22 protein-coding genes are annotated in these 25,371 nt (G+C 53.2%); 11 read left to right on the forward strand and 11 right to left on the reverse strand.

What is annotated here, in order from left to right:
- Positions 1-24: 24 nt before the first annotated feature.
- The gene (locus PsAD46_RS15195) at positions 25-912 is read right to left on the reverse strand and encodes a helix-turn-helix domain-containing protein (protein ID WP_208981861.1); all 888 of its coding nucleotides are present in this window, start codon (positions 910-912) and stop codon (positions 25-27) included.
- Between the two features lie 221 nt (positions 913-1,133).
- Here PsAD46_RS15195 and PsAD46_RS15200 point away from each other — a divergent pair, with 221 nt between their 5' ends.
- The 4 genes from PsAD46_RS15200 (at position 1,134) to PsAD46_RS15215 (ending at position 7,123) form a co-directional block, all read left to right on the forward strand.
- Positions 1,134-3,158 carry an ABC transporter substrate-binding protein gene (locus PsAD46_RS15200; protein ID WP_063307420.1) on the forward strand — a complete coding sequence of 675 codons (2,025 nt, stop codon included), beginning with the start codon at positions 1,134-1,136 and terminating at the stop codon, positions 3,156-3,158.
- 182 nt (positions 3,159-3,340) lie between these two features.
- The gene (locus PsAD46_RS15205; RefSeq protein ID WP_063307274.1) at positions 3,341-4,366 is read left to right on the forward strand and encodes an ABC transporter permease; all 1,026 of its coding nucleotides are present in this window, start codon (positions 3,341-3,343) and stop codon (positions 4,364-4,366) included.
- Positions 4,366-5,508, forward strand: coding sequence for an ABC transporter permease (locus PsAD46_RS15210; protein WP_057465300.1), 1,143 nt, complete (start codon positions 4,366-4,368; stop codon positions 5,506-5,508). The genes PsAD46_RS15205 and PsAD46_RS15210 overlap by 1 nt, the downstream gene beginning before the upstream one ends.
- Positions 5,501-7,123 carry an ABC transporter ATP-binding protein gene (locus PsAD46_RS15215; protein WP_063307275.1) on the forward strand — a complete coding sequence of 541 codons (1,623 nt, stop codon included), beginning with the start codon at positions 5,501-5,503 and terminating at the stop codon, positions 7,121-7,123. The genes PsAD46_RS15210 and PsAD46_RS15215 overlap by 8 nt, the downstream gene beginning before the upstream one ends.
- Before the next feature lie 38 nt (positions 7,124-7,161).
- On the opposite strand, the gene PsAD46_RS15220 is transcribed toward PsAD46_RS15215, so the two are convergent.
- Positions 7,162-8,472 (reverse strand): DUF3422 domain-containing protein, encoded by a 1,311-nt coding sequence (locus tag PsAD46_RS15220; protein WP_057465400.1) that lies wholly within the window; start codon positions 8,470-8,472, stop codon positions 7,162-7,164.
- 221 nt (positions 8,473-8,693) lie between these two features.
- Between PsAD46_RS15220 and PsAD46_RS15225 the strand changes: the two genes are divergently transcribed.
- Both PsAD46_RS15225 and PsAD46_RS15230 read left to right on the forward strand, forming a co-directional pair.
- Positions 8,694-10,187 carry an alkaline phosphatase gene (locus tag PsAD46_RS15225; protein WP_063288509.1) on the forward strand — a complete coding sequence of 498 codons (1,494 nt, stop codon included), beginning with the start codon at positions 8,694-8,696 and terminating at the stop codon, positions 10,185-10,187.
- A 166-nt stretch (positions 10,188-10,353) separates the two neighbouring features.
- Complete coding sequence (locus PsAD46_RS15230; protein ID WP_057465294.1) at positions 10,354-11,046, forward strand: HD domain-containing protein; 693 nt, start codon at positions 10,354-10,356, stop codon at positions 11,044-11,046.
- Positions 11,047-11,050: 4 nt separating this feature from the next.
- Here the strand turns inward: PsAD46_RS15230 and PsAD46_RS15235 are convergent, their stop codons facing one another.
- Positions 11,051-12,103 (reverse strand): LacI family transcriptional regulator, encoded by a 1,053-nt coding sequence (locus tag PsAD46_RS15235; RefSeq protein ID WP_063304810.1) that lies wholly within the window; start codon positions 12,101-12,103, stop codon positions 11,051-11,053.
- A 205-nt stretch (positions 12,104-12,308) separates the two neighbouring features.
- On the opposite strand from PsAD46_RS15235, the gene PsAD46_RS15240 reads away from it, so the two are divergent.
- The 4 genes from PsAD46_RS15240 (at position 12,309) to ugpC (ending at position 16,573) form a co-directional block, all read left to right on the forward strand.
- A complete protein-coding gene (locus PsAD46_RS15240; protein ID WP_057465291.1) occupies positions 12,309-13,559 on the forward strand; it encodes an ABC transporter substrate-binding protein in 1,251 nt (416 codons plus the stop codon).
- A 100-nt stretch (positions 13,560-13,659) separates the two neighbouring features.
- Complete coding sequence (locus PsAD46_RS15245; RefSeq protein ID WP_063296620.1) at positions 13,660-14,571, forward strand: sugar ABC transporter permease; 912 nt, start codon at positions 13,660-13,662, stop codon at positions 14,569-14,571.
- Entirely contained in the window at positions 14,571-15,452 is an 882-nt protein-coding gene (locus PsAD46_RS15250; RefSeq protein WP_057465290.1) for a carbohydrate ABC transporter permease, read from the forward strand. The genes PsAD46_RS15245 and PsAD46_RS15250 overlap by 1 nt, the downstream gene beginning before the upstream one ends.
- A 5-nt stretch (positions 15,453-15,457) precedes the next feature.
- Positions 15,458-16,573 carry a sn-glycerol-3-phosphate ABC transporter ATP-binding protein UgpC gene (gene ugpC / locus PsAD46_RS15255; RefSeq protein WP_063304811.1) on the forward strand — a complete coding sequence of 372 codons (1,116 nt, stop codon included), beginning with the start codon at positions 15,458-15,460 and terminating at the stop codon, positions 16,571-16,573.
- 55 nt (positions 16,574-16,628) lie between these two features.
- Here ugpC and PsAD46_RS15260 read toward each other — a convergent pair whose 3' ends face one another.
- Positions 16,629-17,270 (reverse strand): MBL fold metallo-hydrolase, encoded by a 642-nt coding sequence (locus PsAD46_RS15260; protein ID WP_063304812.1) that lies wholly within the window; start codon positions 17,268-17,270, stop codon positions 16,629-16,631.
- A gap of 92 nt (positions 17,271-17,362) precedes the next feature.
- Between PsAD46_RS15260 and soxR the strand changes: the two genes are divergently transcribed.
- Positions 17,363-17,830, forward strand: coding sequence for a redox-sensitive transcriptional activator SoxR (gene soxR, locus PsAD46_RS15265; protein ID WP_063307276.1), 468 nt, complete (start codon positions 17,363-17,365; stop codon positions 17,828-17,830).
- Positions 17,831-17,894: 64 nt separating this feature from the next.
- On the opposite strand, the gene PsAD46_RS15270 is transcribed toward soxR, so the two are convergent.
- From PsAD46_RS15270 to PsAD46_RS15300, 7 genes are read right to left on the reverse strand one after another with little or no spacing between them, the layout of a single operon-like run.
- On the reverse strand, positions 17,895-18,623 hold the full coding sequence (locus PsAD46_RS15270; RefSeq protein ID WP_063307277.1) for an SDR family oxidoreductase: 729 nt from the start codon (positions 18,621-18,623) through the stop codon (positions 17,895-17,897).
- Positions 18,623-19,429, reverse strand: a complete 807-nt coding sequence (locus PsAD46_RS15275) for a cyclase family protein (protein WP_063307278.1) — start codon at positions 19,427-19,429, stop codon at positions 18,623-18,625. Before PsAD46_RS15275 ends, PsAD46_RS15270 begins: the two co-directional genes overlap by 1 nt.
- 2 nt (positions 19,430-19,431) lie before the next feature.
- Positions 19,432-20,691, reverse strand: a complete 1,260-nt coding sequence (locus tag PsAD46_RS15280) for an SDR family NAD(P)-dependent oxidoreductase (protein WP_063307279.1) — start codon at positions 20,689-20,691, stop codon at positions 19,432-19,434.
- Entirely contained in the window at positions 20,691-21,869 is a 1,179-nt protein-coding gene (locus PsAD46_RS15285; RefSeq protein WP_063307280.1) for a thiolase family protein, read from the reverse strand. The genes PsAD46_RS15280 and PsAD46_RS15285 overlap by 1 nt, the downstream gene beginning before the upstream one ends.
- Positions 21,866-23,485, reverse strand: coding sequence for an AMP-binding protein (locus PsAD46_RS15290; protein WP_063307281.1), 1,620 nt, complete (start codon positions 23,483-23,485; stop codon positions 21,866-21,868). Before PsAD46_RS15290 ends, PsAD46_RS15285 begins: the two co-directional genes overlap by 4 nt.
- Before the next feature lie 17 nt (positions 23,486-23,502).
- A complete protein-coding gene (locus PsAD46_RS15295) occupies positions 23,503-23,985 on the reverse strand; it encodes an aromatic-ring-hydroxylating dioxygenase subunit beta (RefSeq protein ID WP_063288520.1) in 483 nt (160 codons plus the stop codon).
- Entirely contained in the window at positions 23,966-25,321 is a 1,356-nt protein-coding gene (locus tag PsAD46_RS15300) for an aromatic ring-hydroxylating dioxygenase subunit alpha (protein WP_063307282.1), read from the reverse strand. Before PsAD46_RS15300 ends, PsAD46_RS15295 begins: the two co-directional genes overlap by 20 nt.
- Positions 25,322-25,371: the final 50 nt, after the last annotated feature.

Consider the following 25,371-nt stretch of genomic DNA (forward strand, 5'->3'; position numbering starts at 1 on the left):
AAGTAGCGGGTAGGCAGCTGCCCGCTATATCTTGCCAATGTTTCTGGCCTTTTTGCGAAACGCAGCTGGAGACGTGCTGAAGTGGTTTTGGAACGCCTCATAAAAGCTCGAAAGAGACCTGAACCCGGCATCCATAGCGATGGACAAGATCTTCATTTCAGACTCAGCAAGCAACATGCGTGCATGGGATAGCCGGACGCGCGTCAAATGTTCCTTGATCGGTAGCCCTACAATGCGCTTGAACAAAGTCATTGCATGGCTCGGCGATAAGCCAACACATTCAGCAACATCAGAGACAGAAATGTCCGAGGTGTGGTTCTCTGAAATGAACCGCAACATCTCTTCCACATGCAACATGGACTTTCCGCGACCAACCACCGTGCTGGACTGACGGTAGTCATGATGCAGTGTGTTCCAACCGTCCAGCGCCAGACGCGTAAACCGCGACGAGATCTCACTCAGAACCAGTTTGCGCCAGTTGATGTCATCTCGTTTGAACTCGCTTGCCCAATGGCCAAAGCGCACCGCATCAATCGGGCAGGGCGCCTTGTTGCAAATCACATCTCCTGAAATGAGTGCATCAGTGATGCGTGTGGGCAAACCCCACTGCAATATTTGTGCAAAGGAGATGTAGAGATTGACCATATCGCCATCCCCGCGCACCCCAACAACACCGTGCGGCGCGGCGCCCCAGAAGCAAATCATGTAACCGGGGTGAACAGTCACATGACTTCCTGAGAAGGAATAGTCCATTTCACAGTTAATCAGGAAGTTCACTTCAATAGAGGCATGGTGATGATAAGGCCTTTTGGAGAATACGTGAGGCTTATGGCGCATAATCAGGAAATTATCTGTCGAGGGTATGACACTCTGATCCAGATATTGGCGATATATGTCATCGCTAATACTCAATTACACATCCTCCTCTTGCGTCAATATTTGAAAAGCCGAATGAATCGATATTAATACGAGAGTTCGGCTCTCAATATTCTCCCATGTGTATAGTATAGAGAAATACGCAGTTTAAAAGCATCTACGAAGAAAATCGGAATTTATGAATAGAAAGCCGGAGGAAAAGAGACGGCGCGGGTGGCCATGATGGTGTTGGGAGTAATGAAATGGGGGAGGAATTGATGTCTTCAACAAACCTTGTGTCTAAACTTTGCTTAGCAGCAGGTGTAAGTGCCTGTGCAATCGCGGCAAGTTCAGCACTGGCCGACAAAATGCCGGTTGAGCAGTCCATGTCCACATTGGAATATGATCTGCTGTCTCGCAGTGATTTGTGGACCTATCAGAAACTGGAGGGCTATAGCGAAGCCCCGTTCCTGAGTGGACTGGTCAAGGCAGGCAAGTTGCCACCTGTTGGCGAGCGACTACCAGCAGAGCCGCTGGTTATGTCAACCAAAGCCATGTCTGAGGGGATCGGCGTTTACGGCGGAGTATTCCGTCATGTCATCGGCGGTCGTCCGGAAGGCTGGAACTGGCTCGCTGGTCAGCATCAGGGCTGGGGCGGCATCAATATGGCCATTCAGGAATGTCTGGTACGCAACGGCCCGCTCTGGCAGGTAAAGGCAGAGGAGCAGTCCGGTCCGCTACCAAACCTAGCTAAAAGCTGGGAGTGGAGCGACGACAAAACCGAACTGACCATGCATCTGGTTGAAGGCATCAAATGGTCCGATGGTGATCCCTTTGATACAGAAGACATCCGTTTTTGGTGGGACGACAACGTTCAGGATGAGAACATTGCATCCCGTCTGCCAAAAGGTGGCCTTGGTGAGGGTACAACGCTTGAAGTGATTGATGCTTACACATTCAAGTTCACTTTCGCCAAACCACAAGGCCCGGAAATCCTGAAATCTCTGGCCTATATTCAAGGCTGCCCCGGTCCCTCGCACACACTCAAAACGAAACATCCCAAATACAACAAGGATGCCAGTTACGAAGACTATCGCAATGCAATGCCTGCGGACGCAGTTCCACCAGTTGTTCTGGGAGGCTGGGTGCCAGTGCGCCACAAGGCGGATGAACTGGTGATCTTGCGCCGTAATCCGTTCTATTGGAAAACAGATGAAGCTGGCAATCAGCTGCCATACCTGAACGAGATGCACTTCAAACTGTCCACTTGGTCAGACCGCACAACGCAAGCTGTCGCCGGGACTGCTGATTTTTCCAATATGGAAAACCCGGGCAACTTCGTGGAAGCACTCAAGCAGACATTGTCTGCAGATGCACCGGTTAAAGCCAACTTTGGCCCACGTGTTCTCTCGTGGCGTCTGGAACTGAACTTCTCTGAAACAAACGGTGTTCAGGATGAAGTGGACGCTGAACTCCGCAAGTTCTTCCGGCAAAAAGACTTCCGCGTTGCTCTCAGTCATGCGCTTGATCGTCAGGCGATCGGCCAGTCAGTAGCGCGTGGTCCGTTCATGTATCCATATTCTGGTGGCTTCTCCAGCGGATCTCCGTATTACGATTACGACAGCACCGTCTACTACCCGTATGATCTGGCAAAAGCCAACGCCATGCTGGATGCTTTGGGCCTCAAAGACACCGATGGCAACGGCATTCGCAACATGCCAGGCTCAGGGTCTGATCTGGAAATCGACATGATGACAGATCGCAGACAGGTCACTGAGAAAAAACAAGCAGATGCCATCATTCTGATGCTGGCAGAAGCAGGCATTCGTGTGTTGATCCGCAACGTGGATACAATTGATACAGCGTCGAAGAACGGCGACTTCAACATGTTGATACGCCGGAAAGAATGGGCGCTTCCAACTCGTGAAACCTGTTTCCATCTGCCAATCGCAAACAGCTGTCCTGACCGGCATCTTCCAGGTTCAGATGGCACGCGCAACCTGATGGATTTTGAAATCGAGATGGTCGATGCCTATCAGACCATTCTGTCCACCTGGGATGCGGTTGAAGCAGCTGATGCAGCCAAAACCATCCAGCGTCTGTGGACTGAGAATGCCTACACCATTGGCACCGTTCAGGCTCCTGCTGCGCTTCTCGTCAACAAACGCATCAGGAACGCGCATCCGGGCACACCCGTCAACATGTTTGAATGGGCAGAAGATGGTGTTGTGCGTGAGCGCCTCTGGACACCAAAGGATCAGCAGTTGAAAGAACTCCTCCCAGGAATGATCGCTGAATACTAGAGCGCGTTCCGTTTGATTGGATTCAATCAAACGACAAGAATTCGCTCCAACAAAGATGTTAGAGCGCGATGCATGAATGTAAATGAACGCGACGTGCACTAAGGCAGGCAAGGCGGGTCAATTCTGGCCCGCCTTCCAACGCAACAAGCAATAAATGCTCAATAGCTGGGAGGGCTAGATAAATGGGCTTGTTACGCTTTTTAGCGCAACGTGCAGCTGCAACACTGGTCTTGTTGGTCGGGATCTCCATTGTTTCCTTCGCGATCATACAAGCTGTTCCAGGTGACTATGTTGACATGTGGATGGCGACAACTGCCGCCCAAACCGGACAGTCACGTGCAGTTTTGGAACCTCAGGCGGAAATTTTACGCACACAGTTAGGGCTGGATCAGCCCGTTGTCGTGCAATACTGGCGATGGATTGTCGGCATCGTCACTGCTGGCAATTTCGGAGACTCGTTTTTCTTCTCCAAGCCGGTCACAGAAGTCATCGGTCTGCGTCTGCCGCGCACACTCGCTCTGGCCTTCACTGCCATGGTGCTGGCTCAGTTCATTGGCGGTGCGCTTGGTGTTTACGCAGCCATGAACCAGTACAAGCTCGGCGATACCATTTCGACAATTGTTGCCTTCCTTGGCATTGTTATTCCGAAATTCGTTATCTCTCTGATAATTCTGTATTATCTGGCCTTCGTCTGGCACTCTCCTTACATCGGAGCACTGCAATCACCCGAGTATCTCCTGCAGGACTACTGGTCACTCGACAAGCTCTGGGATTTCTTCAAACACGTCTGGCCAATCTTGCTCATCTCCATCTGGGCCGGGCAGGCTTATACCTTGCGCATGATGCGCGGCAATCTGCTGGATGTGATGAAATCTCAATACATCGAAACAGCTCGCGCCAAAGGCCTGTCTCGCAGTCGCATCATCTTGGTGCATGCCATCCCCAATGCGCTGCACCCTGTCATCATGAACATCGGCAGCCGCTTTGAGTACATGGTCAAAGGTGAGATTGAGATCGCAATCGTTCTGGGCGTTCCAACCATCGGCCCGCTGATCCTCTCCTCAGTTGCCGAGCGCGACATGTATGTGGTCGCTGCAATCTTCATGCTCGTTGCCACCATTATGGTTGTCGGAAATCTGGTTGCGGATTTGCTACTAGCTCTCATTGATCCGCGTGTCCGTCAAGCTGCTATGGAAGGAAATGCGTGATGACCCAGATCGACACCGACGCAATCGAACACGGCAGCGTAGACGCTCAGCAATTGGCAGAAGATCGGCCCTCTATTTCCTATTGGGGCCTCGTTGTTCGCCGCTTCATCCGCAACAAATACGGCATGGTAGGTTTCATCGCCTGTATGCTGATCTTCCTGACAGCGATCTTCGCTGGTTTCATCGCGCCTTATGGACCGCAGACTGCCAACCGGGCAGCACTGTATTCACCACCGCAAACGCTCCATTTCTTCGCGCCTGATGGCAGCCTGACAACGCCGTATGTCACGGGCTTTAAGGAAGAAATGAACATGCAAACCTTTGAGATCACGTTTATTCCTGATTTCGATAAAATCTCGCATGTTGCTTTGTTCGTGGAAGGAGAACCCTGGCAGTTTCTGGGTCTCACCTTTACAACACACCTGTTTGGCACAGCAGATGGCAGTAAGTTCCATATCCTCGGCACTGACAATCTGGGCCGTGACGTCTACTCACGCATGATCTTTGGCACACGCATCACGCTGCTCATGGCGCTCATGGTGATGGGATCTGCCTGCGTGATCGGGATCATTCTTGGAGTGAGTTCAGGATACTTCGGTGGCCTGTATGATCTTGTGGTTCAGCGAATGGTCGAGTTCATCAAGGCCTTCCCCGATCTCCCACTTTATCTGGCTTTGGTCGCCTTGTTGCCGCGCCGTGCGGAGCCGGTCACGATCTTCATCATGTTCGCCTGCATCCTCGTCTTGCTCAGATGGGCAGATCTGTGCCGCGAGCTGCGCGGGAAGGTCTTCTCCATGCGCAATCTGGAATACGTCCGCGCAGCAGAAGCCGTTGGAGCCTCAAGCAGCCGTATCATTGGCGCACATATCGTTCCCAACACATCTTCGCACATCATTGTCTGGGCAACCTACCAGCTGCCCGAGATCATTCTTCTGGAGAGCTTTCTGTCGTTTCTGGGCGTGGGCATTCAGCAGCCGATGGTGTCCTGGGGCAGCATGCTCAACCAGATTCTCGACTTCCAGTCGTTTAGCGCTGCGCCGTGGATGATGGCGCCAGTCGGCATGATCATCATTTCCGTACTCGCCTTCAACGCCGCTGGCGATGGCCTTCGTGATGCAATGGATCCCTACAGCAATGCCTAGTATCGACCAAACACAACACAAAGACCTGCTCACCATCCGCGATGTGGCCGTCACCTTCAAAACAGTGATCGGAACCGTGGAAGCGGTGAAAGGGGTGAGCTATGCCGTGGCAAAAGGCGAGACATTGGCCATTGTCGGGGAGTCCGGTTCCGGTAAATCTGTGACTGCCCGCGCAATCATGGGCATGCTCGCCGAAAACGCGACACTGGCTCAAGGTTCTATGATCCGTTTCGAGGATCGAGACCTGACGACCATGAGTGAGTTGGAGCTGCAAAAGATCCGCGGCAATCGCATCTCTATGATTTTTCAAGAGCCTCTGACAAGCCTCAATCCAGTGTACCGTATTGGGGACCAGATCATTGAGATGATCCGCTCACACCGCAAAATCTCCAAGGCTGACGCTAAAAAAGAAACGCTCCGGCTGTTGGATGAGGTGAAGATCCCAGACCCAGAGGCCAGATTCAGTCAATATCCGCATCAGCTTTCCGGCGGTCAGCGCCAGCGTGTCATGATCGCGATGGCACTGGCAAACGAGCCTGACCTGCTCATTGCAGATGAACCAACCACCGCTCTTGACGTGACTGTCCAAGCTGAAATCCTCAAACTCATGCGAGAGCTGCAAGAGCGTCACCGCATGGCGATCATCCTCATCACACATGATCTGAATGTGGTGCGTCAGGTGAGTGACCGTGTCTGTGTGATGCGCGCAGGAAAGATTGTTGAAACCGGACGCACCCATAAGGTCTTTGAGACACCATCTCATCCATATACTAGGCACTTGATTGAAAGTGAGCCATCCGGTGTGCCAGATAAACTGGAGGAGGGCCTCGATGAGCTATTGGATGCAGATAAGGTCCGTGTCACGTTCACCTCAAAACATGGTGGCTTGTTCAGGCGCAAAACCAAAGAACTGGTGGCCGTCAACGACATCTCGCTCAACATCAGATCAGGCGAAACGCTTGGCATTGTTGGCGAGTCAGGTTCCGGAAAGTCCACATTGGGCATGTCCATCCTTCAGCTCTTAAAAGCAGATTCTGGCACTATCACCTTTGATGGAAACAGGGTCGACAACCTCACCAGAAAAGAGCTGAAGCCTCTCAGAACTGATCTGCAGGTTGTGTTTCAAGACCCGTTTTCCTCGCTTAATCCCCGCATGGTTGTGGGGGAGATTGTGGGTGAGGGCCTTAAGGTCAACGGCATCGGTGGAAGCCATAAGGAACGGCAGGTCATGGTGGCCGAAGCGCTAGATGCTGTGCAGATGCCACGCAGCACCATGGACCGCTTTCCCCATGAGTTCTCAGGAGGTCAGCGCCAGAGGATCGCTATCGCACGCTCCATCGTTTTAAAGCCGAAATTCATACTGCTGGATGAGCCGACCTCTGCGTTGGACCTGTCCATTCAGGCGCAGATTATCGAGCTGCTGAAAGACCTGCGAGAGAAGCTGAAGCTGAGTTATCTCTTCATCAGTCATGATTTGAAAGTGGTGAAAACACTCTGTCACAACGTCATGGTGATGCAGCACGGAAACGTTGTCGAAGCTGGCAATACGCTCGATGTTTTGCATCGGCCGCAGACAGAATACACACAGCGACTGGTCTCAGCGGCTTATCTGTAAATGTTCAGGATGGCGGCGATAACCGTCGCCATCAAACTCTAGTGTGCTGCTTTCAGCCTTCTCAATGCGTACCAAAGCACACCAACCACCAGCGGCACAGATGCGGCCATACCAACAGCCGGATCAAGCGGGGAGCCAACAGCCTTGGCACCTTTCAAAGCGTATCCGATCAGGCTGATGACGTAGTAAGAGATAGCAGCAATCGAAAGCCCTTCCACCGTCTGCTGCAATCGAAGTTGAAATTTTGCACGCTGATCCATCGACTTCAGTAAGTCTCGGTTTTGTCGTTCAAGCTCCACATCCACCCGGGCGCGCAACAGGCCGACAGCTCGTGTCAGCTTTCGCGAAAGGTTGGCTTGTCGCTCTTCAATAGCACGGCACGTCTGCATAGCTGGCGCGAGCCGCCGGTTGAGAAACCGCCCGATCATGTCGTAACCAGAGACGTTGCTCTCCCCAAGAGTGTCCAGACGCCGCCCGACAATATCGGAATAGGCCCGTGTTGCCCCAAACCGGAAAAGGCTTTCCATCGCAGAAGCTTCCAGATCTGCCGCAAGAGAAGAAAGATCTGCCAGCAGCTCCTCGTTATGCGCCAGAGAATGTGCTTCTGCGTCTCCTGAATTGCGCAGTTGAGCGGTTATGCCCACGAGTTCCTGCTCAATGCGGCTTACAACGATCTGCTGCTTCCGCGCTTCATAAAGCCCCAACAAAGAGAGAGTCCGGTAAGTCTCCAGTTCCAGAACACGCCGCACGGTTGCTCCCAGTTCCAACGGAGACAGCCCATGATCCAGCAGCAGAAACGAAACAATGCCATCATCACCGGCCTTGAAGTCGGTGACCAGCGTTGCACGTCCTTCAATGATTTGGGAAACACTCAGGCTTGCCAGATCAAACCCATCAGACAGATCTCCAGCCTCGGGATGTTCCGCAGCTTTTATCGTAAGCTGAACGGCTGCAATCAGTTGCCCCGGAGGGTTGAGCTGGCCCTTGGCAAAGAGAGCAACATCTTGTGCGCGAAAGCTTGAGGGAAGAGGCTGTTCTACAGCATAGGTAGAAAACTCGCTGTGTTGCTCCCAGCGTAAAGAATAGCCTTCAAAGGCCTGATGCAGATAGTGCTCTGAGGCTTTTGAAGTGGTGCTCGTTTCCTCTGAGATGAAACGAAGCACAGCTTGCTGTTCTGCTTGCTTGTTATCCTGTTCGACCATGAAGGCATATTGCAGAATTTGCCACTCCCCATGCATGGGGACGAAGGGCCGGGCATGAACTTCTGCAAGAATGGCCTGGCGCAGCGGATGTTCGGGAAGGTGCCGCGCAGTACAAGGCTCCTCCAACATGTCATCAATCTTACCCAAAGCGTGCCCCTCATGGTTTTCAAGCCAGAAAGTCCAAGTGTGAAGCAGGCAACTCTGGTGATCTACATAAAAATACGTATTGCGCCGGATTGTCGCAGAAGGAGCCGGAGACGTTGCAATCAAGATGAAAACTAACTCGAATTCTTCCTGTTCAGCACAGCTAACCCTAAGAATTGTAAAGTACACACTGCGCCCGAAACATCACCTTTTGAGGATTTGAAATGAAAACGCCACTTGTTGCGCTCCTGCTGGCCTGTTCCGCATCCTATGCTTCGGCAGAGACTGATTTCCCTCAAAAAAACAACAGATGGTTTGAGGCCGCAGAGACGGAGATTGAGAGCAAACTTGCTCAGCAGCCGATCACCAAACCGGCTAAAAATATCATTTTGATGATCGCGGATGGCAACGGCATCTCAACAAACTATGCAACGCGGGTCTTTCAGGGGCAGCAAAATGGATTGCTGGGCGAAGAAAATGTTCTGCCACAAGAGGCCTTTCCGCACAGCGCACTGGTCAAAACCTACAATGTGAACGCCCAAACGCCAGATTCTGCGGGAACCGGTACAGCATTCCATTCAGGCGTGAAGACCAAAGCCGGTGTCCTCGGTGTCGATGAAACACTAAATGTTGGTGACTGCTCGGCTGTCGAAAGCGCCAGTGTCGCAAGCATTGCAGAAGTGATGGCTGCAGAAGGCAAGGCGGTCGGCATCATCTCAACTGCAAGCCTCACGGACGCAACACCAGCCTCAGCCTACGCCCACGTCGCCAGTCGCAGGTTTGAAGACGATTCTGACGTGCCAGAGGGATGCGATGTGCCGGATATTGCAGCGCAGCTGCTTGAGCAGATCAAGAACGGCACCATTGATATCGCTTTTGGAGGAGGGCAGCGCCATATGCTGCCTGAAACCAAAAAGACCATCGAGGGCACTGCTGGAAATCGCAAGGATGGACGCAACCTGATCGAGGAAGCCAAGGCGTTTGGTGCATCTTATGCTTGGAATGAGGCTTCCTTTAATGATCTTGATCCGTCTGGAGATAAACCTGTCCTTGGCGTCTTCGCAGCAAACCATATGCAGTATGAGTATGACCGGAAAGATCAGCCCTCCCTGGCCGAAATGGTGAAATGGACCATCGAAGCGTTGCAGGATAATGAAAACGGCTTCTATCTTACGGTAGAAGGTGGTCGTGTCGATCACGCCAATCATGCCGGAAATCTCTATCGTGCCCTCACAGACGGTGTCGCATTCGCGGACGCTGTCGCCATGGCCAAAGAAATGACCAGCGATCAGGACACTCTGATCATCGTCACTGCGGATCATGCCCATACTTTGTCGTTCAACGGCTATTGCGGACGCGGTACGCCGATCAACGGGCTGTGCATGGGCATCGACAATAATGGCGTCAAACACACCAATGAAATGCACCTGATGCTGGATGGAAAACCATACTCTGTCGCCAGCTATCTCAATGGTCCCGGCTCAATTCTCACAGAAGAAAACAACTGGTTCGGCACGCGTTCAGTGTTGTCACAGGAAGAGGCAACAGACCCAGACTTCAAACAGCAATCCTTGCTTCCAACGCCCTCAGAAACCCATTCGGGAGAAGATGTTGCGGTCTATGCAAGAGGTCCATGGGCGCACTTGTTTGATGGTACAATCGAGCAGAATTACATCTTCAATGTCATGAACTACGCTGCAAACGCTAAAAACCGCTAGCATGATAAGGAAGTGTTGTCGTGATGCTTGGTTATATCATGTAAGCGGCGATCGTTAACTTCAGTCTGAGCCCGCGGAATTTTATCGGGGGTTCAGACCAGTTTTGCCTCGAAATGCACACTGACCTGACGTAGGTTTCGGGCTCATTTGATAACTGTGAGTTCCGATGATTGAGTTCGAAAAGAATTTGGAAGCGGCGCTGAAAGCGCACGATCAGAGTGATGATGCCAGCCATGATCTGTACCATGCACGCCGCGTAAAACTGGCAGCGCTGGACATCGCTCAGCGTCGCGGTGAGGGCGATGAGGAGGTGCTGATCGCAGCTGCCTACTTGCATGACCTGGTCAATGTCCCCAAGAACTCTCCGGACCGTGCAAAGGCTTCCAAGCTGTCAGCTGATGCCGCTGAACCGATCCTGATTGAGCTGGGTGTTTCAGCAGCAAAAATCGAGAAGATCAAGCACGCCATTGAAGCGCATAGCTTTTCAGCTGAAATCGAGCCGCAAACGATTGAAGCCAAGATCCTTCAGGACGCGGATCGCCTGGAATCCCTCGGGGCAATCGGTATTGCCCGCACCTTCTATATCGCCAAAACCATGAACTCCAACCTGTTCCATGGCGGCGACCTGTTCGCCAGCGACCGCGACCTCGACGACAAGACATTCGGCGTCGATCATTTCGCACTCAAACTGCTTAAACTGCACAAAACCATGCAGACCAAGGAAGGCCGTGAAGTCGCACGCGAACGCACCGACTACATGATCGGCTTCCTGAAGCAGCTGGCCGCAGAAACAGGTTTTACCTATCCGGAAGGCGATGACCTCTGGATCGAAGAGGAAGCACCGAAAGTCGCGTCCTGAGAACTCAGTCCTGATAGGATTTGAGAGCTGGGAATGTGATGTCCGGGTCCTGGATGGTCTGTTCAAACGGACCGTCCGGGTGCAACATCGTCTTCAGCAGATTTGCTCCCAGCAAAGCACCGGCCTGCCGAATATCCTCGCTGATATTGTCGATCTGTGAATCAATCTGATGCAGCGTTTGTGAACTTGATTTCACAACCGCATCAAAATCACGCCCGCGCTCTTTACCTGCCTGCCGGTACCCGTTCGCAATCGCAAGGAAAGAAGTCTCACCTGGGCAGATAAATCCATCCGGTGCATCACTTGTCCCGGCAATCGTCTGTGCCCATTCAAAAATCTCAGGCATATCTGAATCAAGGTTGATGCCCTCAGGAATGTAGCACTGCAAACCTTCTTGCCGAATAGCCCGCATATACCCGTAATTCAGATGCTGATGGAACGTAAAATGGTTGGGCGGTAGAATAACGCAAATCCTACGCCGCCCTTTTTGCATCAATCGCAAGACAGATTCGTAAGCGAACTTCTCGTTGTCATAATCCACATATGAGTGTTGATAGCCGAATTCAGTGCGTCCATGTGTGGTGAACGGAAAGCTGCGCTCCCTCAAAAAACGCACCCGCTCATCAAAAGGCCTCGTCCGCGAAAAGATGATTCCGTCAGCCAGCTTGTTGCGAACAATGTATTCAACAGGCTCAATCGGATCACCGCCAAGGAACTGTGGTGTCACATTAAGATGGTAGTCCGTACCAGCCAATGCATGAGCCACACCTGTGATCAGCGAGTTCCCAAACCCCAGAATCTCGTTATGGGGGTCAAGAATCAGTGAGATTACTTTAGTCTTTCCGGTGCGTAATCTTTGTGCCGCGCGGTCCGGAACATAGCCGATTTCTTCAGCAACTTTACTTACGCGCAGCCGGGTTGCCTGTGCAATCTTTTCATCACCCTGAAGTGCCCGCGAGACAGTTGTCACCGCAAGGCCGGTGATCTCCGCAATTGTCTTCTGCGTAGGTTTCGAGGTGGTATGAGTGGAGGAATTCGGCGGTTTTTGTGTCGACATGTGAAGCCAGTTACCTCCCGTAAATCAGTTAGATCTTCGTTATAACGATACAACAAAATAGGTGAGTATCATTTGATACAAAAAAGATCATTCAAGTCAATGGGTTCACTTTTTGCATTGACAGATCCGATATTTGTAACGTTATAAGTACTATGTTAGTCGTATTTTTGTGTAGAAATTTTAAGTTGTGATCGGGAGGCAACACATGCACAAACTACTAGTAAAAACCACATCGGCTCTGGCTCTGTTGGCAGCAACAGCTGCTCCATCTTTGGCAGCAGACGTGGAAGTCCTGCATTGGTGGACAGCAGGTGGCGAGGCAGCTGCGCTTAACGTTCTTAAGCAGGATCTGGAAACTCAGGGCATTGGCTGGGCGGATATGCCTGTAGCTGGCGGCGGCGGCGAAAGCGCAATGACTGTTTTGCGTGCACGCGTAACCGCTGGTAACGCGCCAACCGCAGTTCAGATGCTTGGTTTCGACATTCAGGACTGGGCAAAAGAAGGCGCTCTGGCAGACCTTAACGCTGTTGCAGCCAAAGAAGGCTGGGACGAAGTTGTACCTGCAGCACTTCAGCGCTTTGCAAAGTACGATGGCAAGTGGATTGCTGCGCCGGTAAACGTACACTCCACCAACTGGGTATGGGCAAACAAAGCAGTGCTGGATGCAAACGGCATTGCAACTCCAACCACTTGGGAAGAGTTCACCGCAGCGCTTGAGAAGCTGAAAGCAGCTGGCGTAACGCCGCTCGCACACGGCGGTCAGGCTTGGCAGGATGCAACTCTGTTTGATGCAATCGTCATGGCCACCGGTGGTGCAGACTTCTACAAAGCTGCCTTCATTGATCTGGACGAAGCTGCTCTTGGTTCCGACACCATGAAGGAAGCGTTTGATCGCATGTCTGTTCTGCGTGCAAACGTAGACGACAACTTCTCTGGTCGTGACTGGAACCTTGCAACTGCAATGGTCATCAACGGTGAAGCTGGCTTCCAGATGATGGGTGACTGGGCAAAAGGTGAGTTCCTCGGTGCTGGCAAAAAGCCAGGCGAAGACTTCCTCTGCTTCCGCTTCCCTGGCACTCAGGACAAGGTAACCTTCAACGCTGACCAGTTCGCTATGTTCGATCAGGGCGGTGAAGTGTCTAAAGAGCAGGCAGCTCTTGCAAGCGCAATCCTGTCTCCTGCCTTCCAGTCTGCATTCAACGTGGTCAAGGGCTCCGTTCCTGCACGCACAGACGTTTCCGACGAAGCGTTTGATGCATGTGCAAAACAGGGCATGAAAGATCTGGCTGCAGCTGCTGCAAGCGGCAACCTTTACGGTTCCATGGCACACGGTCACTCTGCACCAGCATCAGTTAAAAACGCCATTTATGACGTTGTAACAGCACACTTTAACGGTGAGTTCGATTCCGCTACCGCTGTTGATGAGCTGGTAGACGCTGTCTCCATCGCTAAGTAATTTTAAGTGGGGCCGACGATGTGTTGGCCCCATTTTTCCCAAAACAACATAGAATCTGGGGGCAGGGATCATGGTCGATCAGACCAACTCATCCGTTGCCATGGCCGCTGACTATGCGACGCCAACGGCAGTAAAACCGGACCTGCGGACAAGACTCCAAAATCTCATTCCCAAACTGGTGTTATCACCCTCGTTGGCTTTGATCTTGGTCTTTGTCTATGGATTTATCATTTTCTCCGTATACCTTTCCTTCACAGGAAGCCGTATTCTGCCAGTTTATGACTGGGTCGGACTGGAGAACTATGAAAAGCTGTTCCGGCTACGGCATTGGTCCATTGCCATCAAAAACCTTGGCATTTTTGCAGGTTTGTATATCGCAATCTGTACAGCCATCGGCTTGGGCCTTGCGATTTTTCTGGACCAGAAGATCCGCGGAGAAGGCTTCTTGCGTCCAATCTTCCTGTATCCGATGGCACTCAGCTTCATCGTAACGGGAACAGCATGGAAGTGGTTTCTCGATCCGGGCATCGGCCTTGAGCACACAATGCACTTGTGGGGCTGGGAGAGCTTCGAATTTAACTGGATCAAGGACCGTAACTTCGCCATCTATACGGTTGTGATTGCAGCTGTCTGGCAAACAAGTGGCTTCGTTATGGCCATGTTCCTGGCCGGACTGCGTGGCATCGACAACGAAATCCTGAAGGCCGCACAAATTGACGGGGCATCCAACTGGAACATGTATCGCCGGATCATTATCCCGCAACTGCGTCCAGCCTTCCTGTCTGCTTTCGTGATCCTGTCTCACCTTGCCATTAAGTCCTACGACCTTGTCGTGGCATTGACGGGCGGTGGACCGGGCAGAGCGACGGAAGTACCGGCAACCTTCATGTATTCCTACACCTTTACCCGCAACCAGATGGGCATTGGCGCCAGCTCCGCTGTTATCATGCTCATGACCATCGCTGCGATTATGGTTCCTTACCTTTATGCCGAACTGCGGGAGAAGAAATAATGTCCGTAGCCTCGACAGATAATGCCATCAGCACAGGTCGCATCACCCGTGCATTCATTTACCTGATGCTGATCCTGTTCGCGACATTCTACCTGCTGCCGTTTGGCATTATGGTACTCAACTCCGTTAAGCCTCTTTCAGAGATCACTGGCGGAAATATGATGTCACTGCCGCAGGTCTTCACGCTGGAACCCTGGTTTAAAGCCTGGAACAGCGCACAGATCGGCGTAGAACCTACAGGTCTGAAGCCGTACTTCTGGAACTCCCTCAAAATGGTGTTTCCGGCAGTTACGATTTCAACCGTATTGGGGGCTTTGAACGGCTACGTGCTGACCAAATGGCGCTTCAAGGGCGATACCATCCTGTTCGGTCTGATGCTGTTTGCCTGCTTCATTCCATTCCAGATCGTTTTGATCCCAATGGCGCGTGTGCTTGGCTTCCTCGGCATTGCAGGGTCAACGCCGGGTCTGGTGCTGGTACATGTGGTTTACGGCCTCGGCTTCACCACGCTGTACTTCAGGAACTATTATCAGGTGTTCCCGACAGAGCTGATCCGTGCAGCTCAGATTGATGGGGCAGGGTTCTTCCGCATCTTCTGGCGCATTATGCTGCCAAGTTCCGGTCCAATCATTGTTGTTTCTGTCATCTGGCAGTTCACCAACATCTGGAACGACTTCCTGTTCGGTGCCTCGTTTGCTGATCTGGATAGCCAGCCAATGACGGTTGCGCTGAACAACCTCGTCAGTTCGTCAACGGGCGTCAAAGAATATAACGTTCATTTTGCCGGAGCGATCCTCGCCGCATTGCCGACACTGCTCGTGTACATCGTGGCTGGCCGCTACTTCGTAAGAGGCCTGATGGCCGGATCGGTGAAGGGATAAGACCTATGAGCTTTCTGAAAATCAACAATGCGACCAAGTCTTACGGCTCAACCAAGGTGCTTCACAACATCGATATCGACGTGCAGGAAGGGGAATTCCTCGTGCTCGTCGGGCCGTCCGGTTGCGGAAAATCCACTCTGCTCAACATGATTGCCGGTCTGGAGGATATCACCTCCGGCACCATCGCCATCAAAGGGCAGACCATGAACGGGGTACACCCGTCCAAGCGCAACATCGCAATGGTGTTCCAGTCCTATGCTCTGTACCCGAACATGACGGTCGGTCAGAACATCACGTTCGGTCTGGAAATGCATGGCGTTGCCAAGCCAGCGCGTGAAAAGGCAATGAGCGACGTTGCCGAGATGCTGCAGATCAAACCGCTGTTGGATCGCAAGCCGGGCCAGCTCTCCGGCGGTCAGCGCCAGCGTGTGGCCATGGGCCGTGCATTGGTGCGTGATCCGGATGTGTTCCTGTTTGATGAGCCACTCTCCAACCTTGATGCGAAACTGCGCGTTGATATGCGCACGGAGATCAAGAAGCTGCACCAGAAGCTTGGAACAACCATTGTTTACGTGACCCACGATCAGATTGAGGCAATGACGCTGTCCACGCGCATTGCTGTCATGAACGGCGGGTACGTGCAGCAGTTGGGCACGCCAAAAGAGATCTATGACAACCCGGCAAACCTGTTTGTCGCCAGCTTCATGGGCTCTCCAAGCATGAACCTTGTTCCAGCTAAGGTTGTTGCCAACGGTGATGGCATCTTCGCCCAGCTTCCAACGGGCCTCAGTGATCAGGTGAACCTCAAGTTCTCCAATCCGACCGAAGCTTTGAAAGGCTTTGATCAGAAGGAAATCGTGCTGGGCATCCGTCCAGAAGCGATTACCGACCCTGAAGGGGCTGACCGCAAGGCAAACCACATCGAGCAGATCACAAACCGCGTCATCGTAACGGAGCCAGCTGGTTCTGATACCTACGTAATGTCATCTCTCGGCGGCAAAGACTGCAATGCACGCATGCGTGCGGATGCGCAGGTCGTTGCCGGGCAGGAAGTGCCATTCGCGATCAATATGGACAAAGCCATCCCGTTTGATCCTTCCTCAGAAATGCGCATCGCGTAAGTCTCAGGAATGCAGAATTCTGAAAGCCGGGGTGGAAACACTCCGGCTTTTTGCATCAGCGTTCCAGCTCTGCAATCTTCTCATCCATCAGAGCGTGCCATTCAGGCTGGGTGACCTCAACAATCTCATAGTTCCCCATGGCGACACTGCAAAAGATCACATCTACCGGCAGGTCCCGCAGGTTTTTCAGTGAGGTGACGAGCTCTTGCTTGTTGCCGCCATCACTGGACATGATCAGTGTTTTGAAACGACCATTGTCCAGATAGATCGTGTCACCGGTAAACAGATAATTCTTGCCAGTGGGTGAGGGGTAATAGAAGCAAAGGTTGTTGTCCGTATGCCCCGGAGTGTAAATCGCCTGAAATCCGTCAGAGCCCACAAATGGCCCTGAACCCCTTAAAAGCAAATCTGGCTGGACATCACCACTAAAGAACTTCTGAATGTTTTCATGTCCGATCAGCGTTGCACCAAGAACGAACTTCAGCTCGCTTAAACCCTCACTGATCTCGTGATTGTGCGTGAGATAATGCTCATTGACCCCACCTAACTCGCGCAACTGCGCCGCCTCATCCAAATTCTCAAAGGCTGAGACAAGGATGTTTCTGGATGGCGTTTTTAAAAAATATGCATGCGAGAGGAGCGTTCCGAACCGCTTTTCGAGCGGGACTTGCCACAGGTCCGCGTAAATAGTGTTCATCTGCCATTCCTTATTGGGTCTTGATTACTGTCATGATCTCTTCTAATTCCTCAAGTATTGTTGAGGTCAAGGCGAAAAATAGAGGAATGACAATGGTCTCCTTGCAAGGATTAACCGTCGGGCAGGTCGCAGAGCGCAGTGGCATTGCAGTCTCTGCTGTTCACTTCTATGAGGAAAAGGGGCTCATCAGCTCCTGGCGCAACAACGCAAACCATAGAAGATACTCCGCAGCTGTCCTGCGTAAGATCGCTGTGATCAAGGCCGCGCAAAAGCTGGGCGTGTCTCTTAAGGAAATCAAAGCGGCCATGGATCAACTGCCCAACGAGAAGAAGATCTCGGCAGCGGATTGGGCCAAACTTTCCACGTGGTGGCAGCAGGATCTCGACAACCGCATTGCAGAGCTTCAGGACCTGAGAGCAGGCCTTGATGAGTGCATCGGCTGCGGTTGCCTCTCCCTGACCGACTGCCATCTCCTCAACCCGGAAGACAAACTCGGCAGTGATGGAGCAGGCGCCCACTTACTCGGGTGGCGTCGGAGAATGCTGGCAGAAGAACACTGACTCAGCGGCATCAGACATGTGCAGTCATGAGCTGAATCTGATTCAGAACTTTAACTGCATGAAATTACAGCAGGGCAGTTCCCACACTCATCCCACCACAGACAAACAGTGTCTGCCCTGTGATGAAGCTGGACTTGGGATCGGCAAAGAACATAAAGGCATTGGTGATGTCCTCCACCGTGCCGATGCGGCCAATAGGAATGCCATCCGCCAGCTTTTGCTCCTGTTCACTGCCCTTAGGAATGATGCCCCAGAAGTTATCTGTCTTCACCGGACCCGGCGCCACCACATTCACCGTAATCTGATGCTGTGCCAACTCCAGAGCCCACGTGCGCGCCATGCCAATCATACCAGCCTTGGACGCACTATACGCCGTCCGTGTCTTTGCTCCCAAAGCAGCACGGGAACCGTTAAACAGCACGCGCCCGAACTGATTGGCCTTCATGCTCGGCAAGAAGGCTTTGAGCAGCGTTAATGCTGACCCCAGATGAAGCTGGGCAAGTCCGGTGATATCGTCAGCTTCCGCTTCTTCAATCAGGTTCGGGAAGATGAGCCCCGCATTGTGAATGAGATGCGTGACTTCATGCTCATCTGCAATCGCCTCAGCCGCAGCGCTCACTTGCGCCTGATCCAGCAAGTCCGTCTGATGGAAATGCAGTTTGGGATGCGTAAACTCAGGCTCGCGGCGAGATAGGCAGATGACCGTATAACCAGCCTCCAGCATCTCTTGAGCCAAAGCAGCCCCAATGCCCTTGTTGCCGCCTGTGATGACCGCTGTGAAATCTTCAGACATCAACGGCCTCCCTTCGGCACCAGCGCCAGAACGCGCAAGGGGCTGCCTGTCCCATTTTTGATCTTCAACGGCGCACATAAGATCATGGCACCCGTGGCGGGCAACTGGTCCAGATTACACATGCATTGCAATCCATACTTGCCAGCTCCGTGCAGATAAAAATGCGCCGGATAGGGCGGCGTATAATGCACACCTTGGCCCGCATCCGTTCCCACAGTCTCAGTCCCAAACCCGCGAATGCTGCGTTCTTCAATCAGAAACCGAATTGCGTCCGGCGTAGGTCCAGGCGAATGCGGCCCGTCATCGCGCATATTCAGATAAGCCGCACCACTGCGCTTACTCCAGTCCGTGCGCATAAACACCCAGCTGTCCGCCGGAATCCGACCATTTTCAGCTTCCCATCCTGCAATGATCTCTGGTGTCAGCTCAAAGTCATCATCCTGCGCAGATCCTTGCGAGCAATCGATCACCACCACAGAACCAACAAAGTGCTCAGGGGGAATGGAGTCCACCGTGTTATTGGGTAAGTCCTTGCCAGAAATCCAATGGATCGGCGCATCAAAGTGCGTGCCTGTGTGTTCAGAGCAAGTGAAGGTGTTCCACTTCCACGCCGGACCGCGATGATCATAGGCGGAGATCTCTTCCATGCGAAAGCGCGCGCACTGCCCAAATTCGGGCGGTAGCACGATCACGGGAAAATCCGGATCAAGGGTGTGCGTCAGGTCCACCACTTCCACATCACCGGAAAGCAAAGCAGAGCTCAGAAGCTCAACCGGGTTCACCAGTTTCTCTTTCAAGGCTTCCATGGTCAAAGCGCCTCCAGGCTTGTCATTTCTTTTTCAAGCACCTTCGGGCTCTCCATGAACTTGCGCCGGATGTCCTTGGCAATGTCACCCACATACACATCTTCCAGCCCTGCTTGCAGCGCCTTCACCAGCTCCCTTGCCAGCGCACCCGCAGGCACCTTGGGCGGTGGCAAAGGCTGATGCCATTCATCCTCGGTCGGTCCGCAATAAACATTCACCACCCGCACACCAGAGGATGCCATCTCCGCTCGCAAACACTGTGAGAGCGAATGCGCTGCTGCATTGGAAGCTGAGAAGCTGCCAAAGCCGGGGTTGCTCACCAACGAATAGGCGGAGAGCATATTCACCCACGCCACAGCACTGTTCACCCCATCCGCACTGCGTCCGGCCATGGCAGGGGCAAAGGCCCGCGCCAGGCGCATCATACCGAAGTAGTTGACCTGCATCTCATCCATTGCAAAGCCCACGTCCCCACGACCCTGAATACCACCGGGCCGCACAAAGCGGGCATTGTTGATCAGAATATCGACCTTGCCGCCAAACTCGCCTGCAAGCTCCTGAACGGAGGAAGTGTCAGTCACATCTAAAGAAACCAGCTCAACACCCTGAAGAGACTCAAGTTTGGCGCGGTCTGGGTAGGGGCGCCAACTCTCAGCCTCTCCAACAAACACCGCAGAAGCTCCAGCCTCCAGCAGGCTCTTTGCCAGCGCATAAGCATTCGGATTGCGGGCATCCGTAATCAGAACACGCCGGAACTTCGGATCACACGTCAATTCACGAAGCTGCATATCATCCTCCTGCAACTGGCCTTTTTCCAGGGGCAACGCCAACAAAACGCTCTGTCCGGATTTATCGAGCCGGTTGATCAGCTGCACCTCATCCCCCACTGCTACCTCACTGTGAAGGTGACACATAACGGAGGGGCCAATCTCAAGATACACCGTCCCAAGCCGCCACGGTGTCCGCTCACGGAAATAAGTGTTGGTGCTCGTACGCACGGTAGATGTCGCAATCAGCTTTCCGCGCGAAGACACATCCTGCCAAACGAGCCGATCAGACAAACAACAACTGCAAGCATCCCGCGCAGGATATTGAACTGCCGAACACTCCGGCTCAGCACAAACCTGCAGCATAAATCTGCCTTCAGCCGCTGCTGCCGCCATAAACAGCGCAGATCGGCTACGATAATGCGAAGGCAAGGTCGGCACACGAGTGCGGACCTGCGGGTTCTTTCTCGGAGGCTTTTGAAGCGGTGTCACCATCAGCTCACCCCTTCCAAAATCGCCGCACTGGTGCACACGCCGCGGTCGTAATTGATCACCCCAAAGCCGGAAACCAAAGCCCGCTTGGCATCCGCCACCTGCGTTGCCCCAGCCGTGTCCGTCACCTGCCGGATGGCCTCAACAAGTCCAATAAACCCACCAGCAGCCCCGGCCTGACCAGCAGACAGCTGCCCGCCGGAGGTGTTGTGCGGAAAGTTACCGGAAACCGTTAGGTCCTTATCTGCAATAAACCGGGCCGCTTCGCCTTTTGCGCAAAAGCCCAGATCCTCCAGTTGCATCATCACGATGACCGGATAGTCATCATAGGTCTGCAACAGATCCACGTTCTCCGGTCCATGGCCCGCCATGCCGTAAAGCTCATCAATATCCATCTCCCAGCCACCACGCATCTGGATTGGATCTTCAGCAAAAGCATTGTGCCGCTCAATGGTCGCGCTGATACGCGCATGCGGAATCCCAGAGGCGACCGCATCTTCTTCGCGCATCACCAAAAAAGCCTCAGCACCAGCAACAGGCATCACGCAGTCAAACAGGGTAATTGGATCACTGATCTCACGCCCTGCCAGATAAGCCTCCATGGTCAGTGGCTTCTTCATCACCGCATTCTCATTACGCAACGCATTGTCCCGCTGAGAAACGCAGATCCGACCAAAATCTTCGCGGCCCACGCCAAACTCACGCATGTAATAGTCAGTCAGCAGCGCAAAACAGGCATTCGGCCCGCCAGCGCCGTAAGGGTAAGAGGCATCCTGCGCGAACCGAGAAAAGCTGGAAAGCATGCGCCGGAAACTGTCCACGTGGTTGGTATCCCCGGCAACGCACGCCACCACAGAGGCATCTCCACATTGCACGGCACGAGCAGCCCGGCGCAGTGCACTGGGCCCACTGGCGCCGCCCTGCGGAATATGATCCAGCCAACGCGGAACAAGCCCCAGATGCTGAGTCAGGCCAACAGCCGTATCAGGAAACAGCGAGAAACTGGCGACAGAAAACCCGTCAATATCGCGCGGTTTAAGACCGGCAGATTTGATCGATTGCCGCAGCGCTTTGGCAATCCACCAATGGGCGGTTTCAGTAGAATAGCGTTCATAGGGCGTGCTGGCAGGTGCTGCCACGACAACCCCGTCATACCCCATGCGTTTGCGTGGCTTGATCATGAAACCAACTGCCTCCGCTTCAAATGGATGGTGTCGAACGCCTCTGATGCTTCAAGCAGTTCAAGTGCCATCTGCTTTTGGGCTGCCCGCTGGATTTTCTGCGTGCCAGTCAGCTTCAATGAACTGCAAAACGCGATGTAGCCGGGCACCTTGTAATAGGCCATTCGCTCCAGCCCCCATCGCACAATCGCTTCTGCGGCATCCTTCGTTTGCTCGCCGCGCCAGACAATAGAGGCAAACACCTCATCCCCGCGAATGGCGTCTGGTACCGGACAAACAGCAACCGCCTCAATGTCCGGATGTTGCATGAGAACAGATTCCACATCCACTGCGGCAATGTTCTCGCCACTGCGCCGGATCACGTTCTTCTTGCGGTCCACGAAGAAGAAATCTCCATCCTCATCCCGCCGAACAATATCGCCCGTATGAAACCAGTTGGCTTTCCATGCCTCATTGGTCGCTGCATCATCCTTGAAGTAATGGGAGAAGAACCCGACACGCGGATCATCGCCCTTGCGCCGCACCAGCAACTCACCGGGGTCGGTTCCTGTAACAGGCACACCGTCATCACCCATGATGCACACATCCATCTCAGGTCCGGGCTTACCAAGGCAGTTCATGCCGCGCTTACGAGGCTCCTGGTTGGCCGCAATCACAGATCCAGCGCCGGTTTCCGTCATGGCCCATGCTTCCACCAGAGGAATACCAAAGCGCTCCTCAAACGGAACATGCAGCTTTGCATCAATACCCGCCCCAAAACCAAAGCGAACCGAATGGGCTTTGTCTTCCGGCGCTTCTGGTAGGCTCATCAGGATCGATGGCATAACGCCCAGATAATGCAGGCAAGTCGCGCCACTATCCCGCACATTCCGCCACCAGGAACGGGGGTGGAAGCGGTCCAGAACTGTCAGGCTCCCGCCAACAGCAATCATCGCCATGGCAGAATATGCCATTGCATTCATATGGAAGATCGGCAGCGGCGTAATCATCCGCTCGCCATCCTCATTCAGCGCACACGTGCCACCTGCATTGGCGTACCAATGCCCCGCTTCCAGAAAGTAGCGGTTAGCCAGCACACAGCCTTTCGGGCTCCCGGTGGTGCCAGAAGTGTAGAGCATCGCCGCAGGGTCTTCTTGCGCAGGCGAATAGACCTCATCCGAAGGCGTGCGCACAACGGGCAGGGCATCATCCAGTGTGGCACAGGCAAAACCTTGCCCGCTCTCACGCGCTGCCTGTTCCATATCCGCTTTGCGCTCACACGTTGAAATAGCCAGAACAGGCTCTGCATGTCTGCCGATGTATTCAAGCTCAGAGCTTTGCAGGTCAGGATTGATCGGCACGATAACCACGCCAAGAGCGTTGAGGGCCAACCAGTGCAGAAAGAAGGCAGGGCGGTTTTCAAGCAGAACCAGAACACGGTCTCCAGCTTGAAGGCCAGCTTGCCGATAGCGCGTCACCGCACCCTGCGCCTGAGCCAATGCTTCTGCGTAGGAGGTCTCTCCAGCCTCAATGCCGTAAAGCTCGGCAGTCTCAGCCAACACATTCACAAACGGACGGTCTGGCCACTTTTCAGCAGTGGCGCAAAATGCATCGAAAACAGATTTATGTTCAATCATTCAAACAACCTGTTTTCTCAAATGAACAGCTGGATGTTGCCAAAGGCAGCATCACAGTTGAGCAGATCAACCCGCTTCAGCTTAATTTTCAGCTCATCCTCCACCATCTCAAAATGATGATGAACCGTAGCCGCCAGCAAGAACTGGTCATCGAGCCGCGTCTCCACATAATGAACGGCAGTGCGGGTGATAAACTGGCCCGCCTTCGGATCAAAAGCCTCGATGCTTGGACGGTTTAAAACATGAGAGCAGCGGCTCTTAGGTTTTTGCGAAAAAGTGCGCAGGCCATTGAGGCGCTCAACACGAAGCTTCCGCAAAAAGGCATCCTCATACATAAGCGAGGTCATGTTTTTTGGATTGTCCTGCTGATAATCCAGCGGCATCCAGTAGTAGCTGTCAGAGCCCCAAAGCTCCAGCCACTCATCAAAGCGGCCTTCATCAATCACCCGGGCTTCATGGTAGACAAAGTCGATCAGGTCATCACGCGTCGGTAAGGTCACGAGCTTCGGCCTCCATGCTTGCAACAACAAACTTCTTCCAGGCATGGAACTGATTGCGCATCTGGCGTTCCGTCGTCCCGTTCTCAACGGCTTCGACATCCAGGTCTTCGTCAGCATCATAAAGGCGCTGCACATTCACCCACTCAAGTTCCTGAGAATGCAGGCCTTCCTGCGCACGCTCATACATCTCCAGATCATCGTGCCCAACAATGGAGGTTGGTGCGTTGATCAGGCGGTTGTACATGGCCGTGCGCTCAAGCAGCATGTCCGGTGCATCAACAAGGCGGAAGATATAGCTTTCAACCAGCGTCTTATTGGCGGCCAGTGGAATGAACACACGCAACTGCTGGATAGGGCCTTTGATCATGATGTTCGGAAAATAGACCGTGTTATGCCGGTTCTCACCCAAAATGACCTTGGCACGTTCTTCGCCGTAGGCCTCCACCATCATCTCCAGATAACCCGGAATAGCAGAGTAATCCGAGTGAATGGAATGATGCACACCTGTATGACCATGACCATTCGGCCAGGTGCGAATACCCATATCCTCAAAGAACTCGTAGGGCGACATGAATGGCGCAATCACCTCCATCGCCATAGGCGTTTTGGTGTTCTCGTCCTTGTCTATGCTCTCCCAGATCTCAACCGCGGTGCCAGCGGAACTTTCATGAGCAACCATCGGGTGACAGGTGTCTGTCTGGTTATCGACCAGCATCTTCCAGTTGCAATTGTGCATGTAGCGCAGCGGCGGGCCAGCTACCTCCAGCTTACCAATCGGAGAGCGGTCCACCATATTGTCGAGAGAGGAGAGGGAGCCGCCGAAGTACTCCTCAAAGCTGATGCCCTCTTGGTTCATGCGCACAAAGATAAAGCCGCGATAGTTCTTCACCGCGCCCACTGGAGGCAGACCGCTTTGCCCAGCCTCGCTCTGCTCAAAACCGGTGTCTTTGTACCCCTTCTTCAGCGGGATCGCGAGCAGCTTGCCATTGGTGCGGAACGACCACGCATGGTAAGGACAGCGGAAAAACTTGCCCGTGTTGCCAGAGCGATCAATGACGATCTTGGTGCCTTTATGCGGGCAGCGATTGTGCAGCACATACACTTCGCCATCCGTATGCCGTGCCAGCAAAATAGGCTGAGCAGCAACATCGGTCGCGAAATAATCACCAGCATTGGGCACCTGACTTTCATGCCCCACATAAACCCATGTGGAGGCAAACAGATGCTTCATCTCCAGGGCAAACACTTCATCGTCGATGTAAAGATCACGATGAACCTCAGCGGGGCGCACAAGGTTGGCCACCGCCTGCGGGTTATCTTTGTATTTCATGGTCATAAGCTCCCCTCCCAAAAAGCTTAGAGCGCATACTGACCGGAGCTAAAAAT

The sequence above is a fragment of the Pseudovibrio sp. Ad46 genome, assembly GCF_001623065.1.
Lineage (GTDB): Bacteria > Pseudomonadota > Alphaproteobacteria > Rhizobiales > Stappiaceae > Pseudovibrio.

Excerpts from the sequence above, each read along its gene's own strand:
- PsAD46_RS15270 (WP_063307277.1), bottom strand. The coding sequence starts at position 18,623 with ATGTCTGAAGATTTCACAGCGGTCATCACAGGCGGCAACAAGGGCATT.
- PsAD46_RS15235 (WP_063304810.1), bottom strand. The coding sequence starts at position 12,103 with ATGTCGACACAAAAACCGCCGAATTCCTCCACTCATACCACCTCGAAA.
- PsAD46_RS15215 (WP_063307275.1), top strand. The coding sequence starts at position 5,501 with ATGCCTAGTATCGACCAAACACAACACAAAGACCTGCTCACCATCCGC.
- PsAD46_RS15200 (WP_063307420.1), top strand. The coding sequence starts at position 1,134 with ATGTCTTCAACAAACCTTGTGTCTAAACTTTGCTTAGCAGCAGGTGTA.
- PsAD46_RS15290 (WP_063307281.1), bottom strand. The coding sequence starts at position 23,485 with ATGATTGAACATAAATCTGTTTTCGATGCATTTTGCGCCACTGCTGAA.
- PsAD46_RS15300 (WP_063307282.1), bottom strand. The coding sequence starts at position 25,321 with ATGACCATGAAATACAAAGATAACCCGCAGGCGGTGGCCAACCTTGTG.
- PsAD46_RS15205 (WP_063307274.1), top strand. The coding sequence starts at position 3,341 with ATGGGCTTGTTACGCTTTTTAGCGCAACGTGCAGCTGCAACACTGGTC.
- PsAD46_RS15250 (WP_057465290.1), top strand. The coding sequence starts at position 14,571 with ATGTCCGTAGCCTCGACAGATAATGCCATCAGCACAGGTCGCATCACC.
- PsAD46_RS15275 (WP_063307278.1), bottom strand. The coding sequence starts at position 19,429 with ATGGAAGCCTTGAAAGAGAAACTGGTGAACCCGGTTGAGCTTCTGAGC.
- PsAD46_RS15230 (WP_057465294.1), top strand. The coding sequence starts at position 10,354 with ATGATTGAGTTCGAAAAGAATTTGGAAGCGGCGCTGAAAGCGCACGAT.
- ugpC (WP_063304811.1), top strand. The coding sequence starts at position 15,458 with ATGAGCTTTCTGAAAATCAACAATGCGACCAAGTCTTACGGCTCAACC.
- PsAD46_RS15210 (WP_057465300.1), top strand. The coding sequence starts at position 4,366 with ATGACCCAGATCGACACCGACGCAATCGAACACGGCAGCGTAGACGCT.
- soxR (WP_063307276.1), top strand. The coding sequence starts at position 17,363 with ATGGTCTCCTTGCAAGGATTAACCGTCGGGCAGGTCGCAGAGCGCAGT.
- PsAD46_RS15285 (WP_063307280.1), bottom strand. The coding sequence starts at position 21,869 with ATGATCAAGCCACGCAAACGCATGGGGTATGACGGGGTTGTCGTGGCA.
- PsAD46_RS15240 (WP_057465291.1), top strand. The coding sequence starts at position 12,309 with ATGCACAAACTACTAGTAAAAACCACATCGGCTCTGGCTCTGTTGGCA.
- PsAD46_RS15245 (WP_063296620.1), top strand. The coding sequence starts at position 13,660 with ATGGCCGCTGACTATGCGACGCCAACGGCAGTAAAACCGGACCTGCGG.
- PsAD46_RS15260 (WP_063304812.1), bottom strand. The coding sequence starts at position 17,270 with ATGAACACTATTTACGCGGACCTGTGGCAAGTCCCGCTCGAAAAGCGG.
- PsAD46_RS15225 (WP_063288509.1), top strand. The coding sequence starts at position 8,694 with ATGAAAACGCCACTTGTTGCGCTCCTGCTGGCCTGTTCCGCATCCTAT.
- PsAD46_RS15280 (WP_063307279.1), bottom strand. The coding sequence starts at position 20,691 with ATGGTGACACCGCTTCAAAAGCCTCCGAGAAAGAACCCGCAGGTCCGC.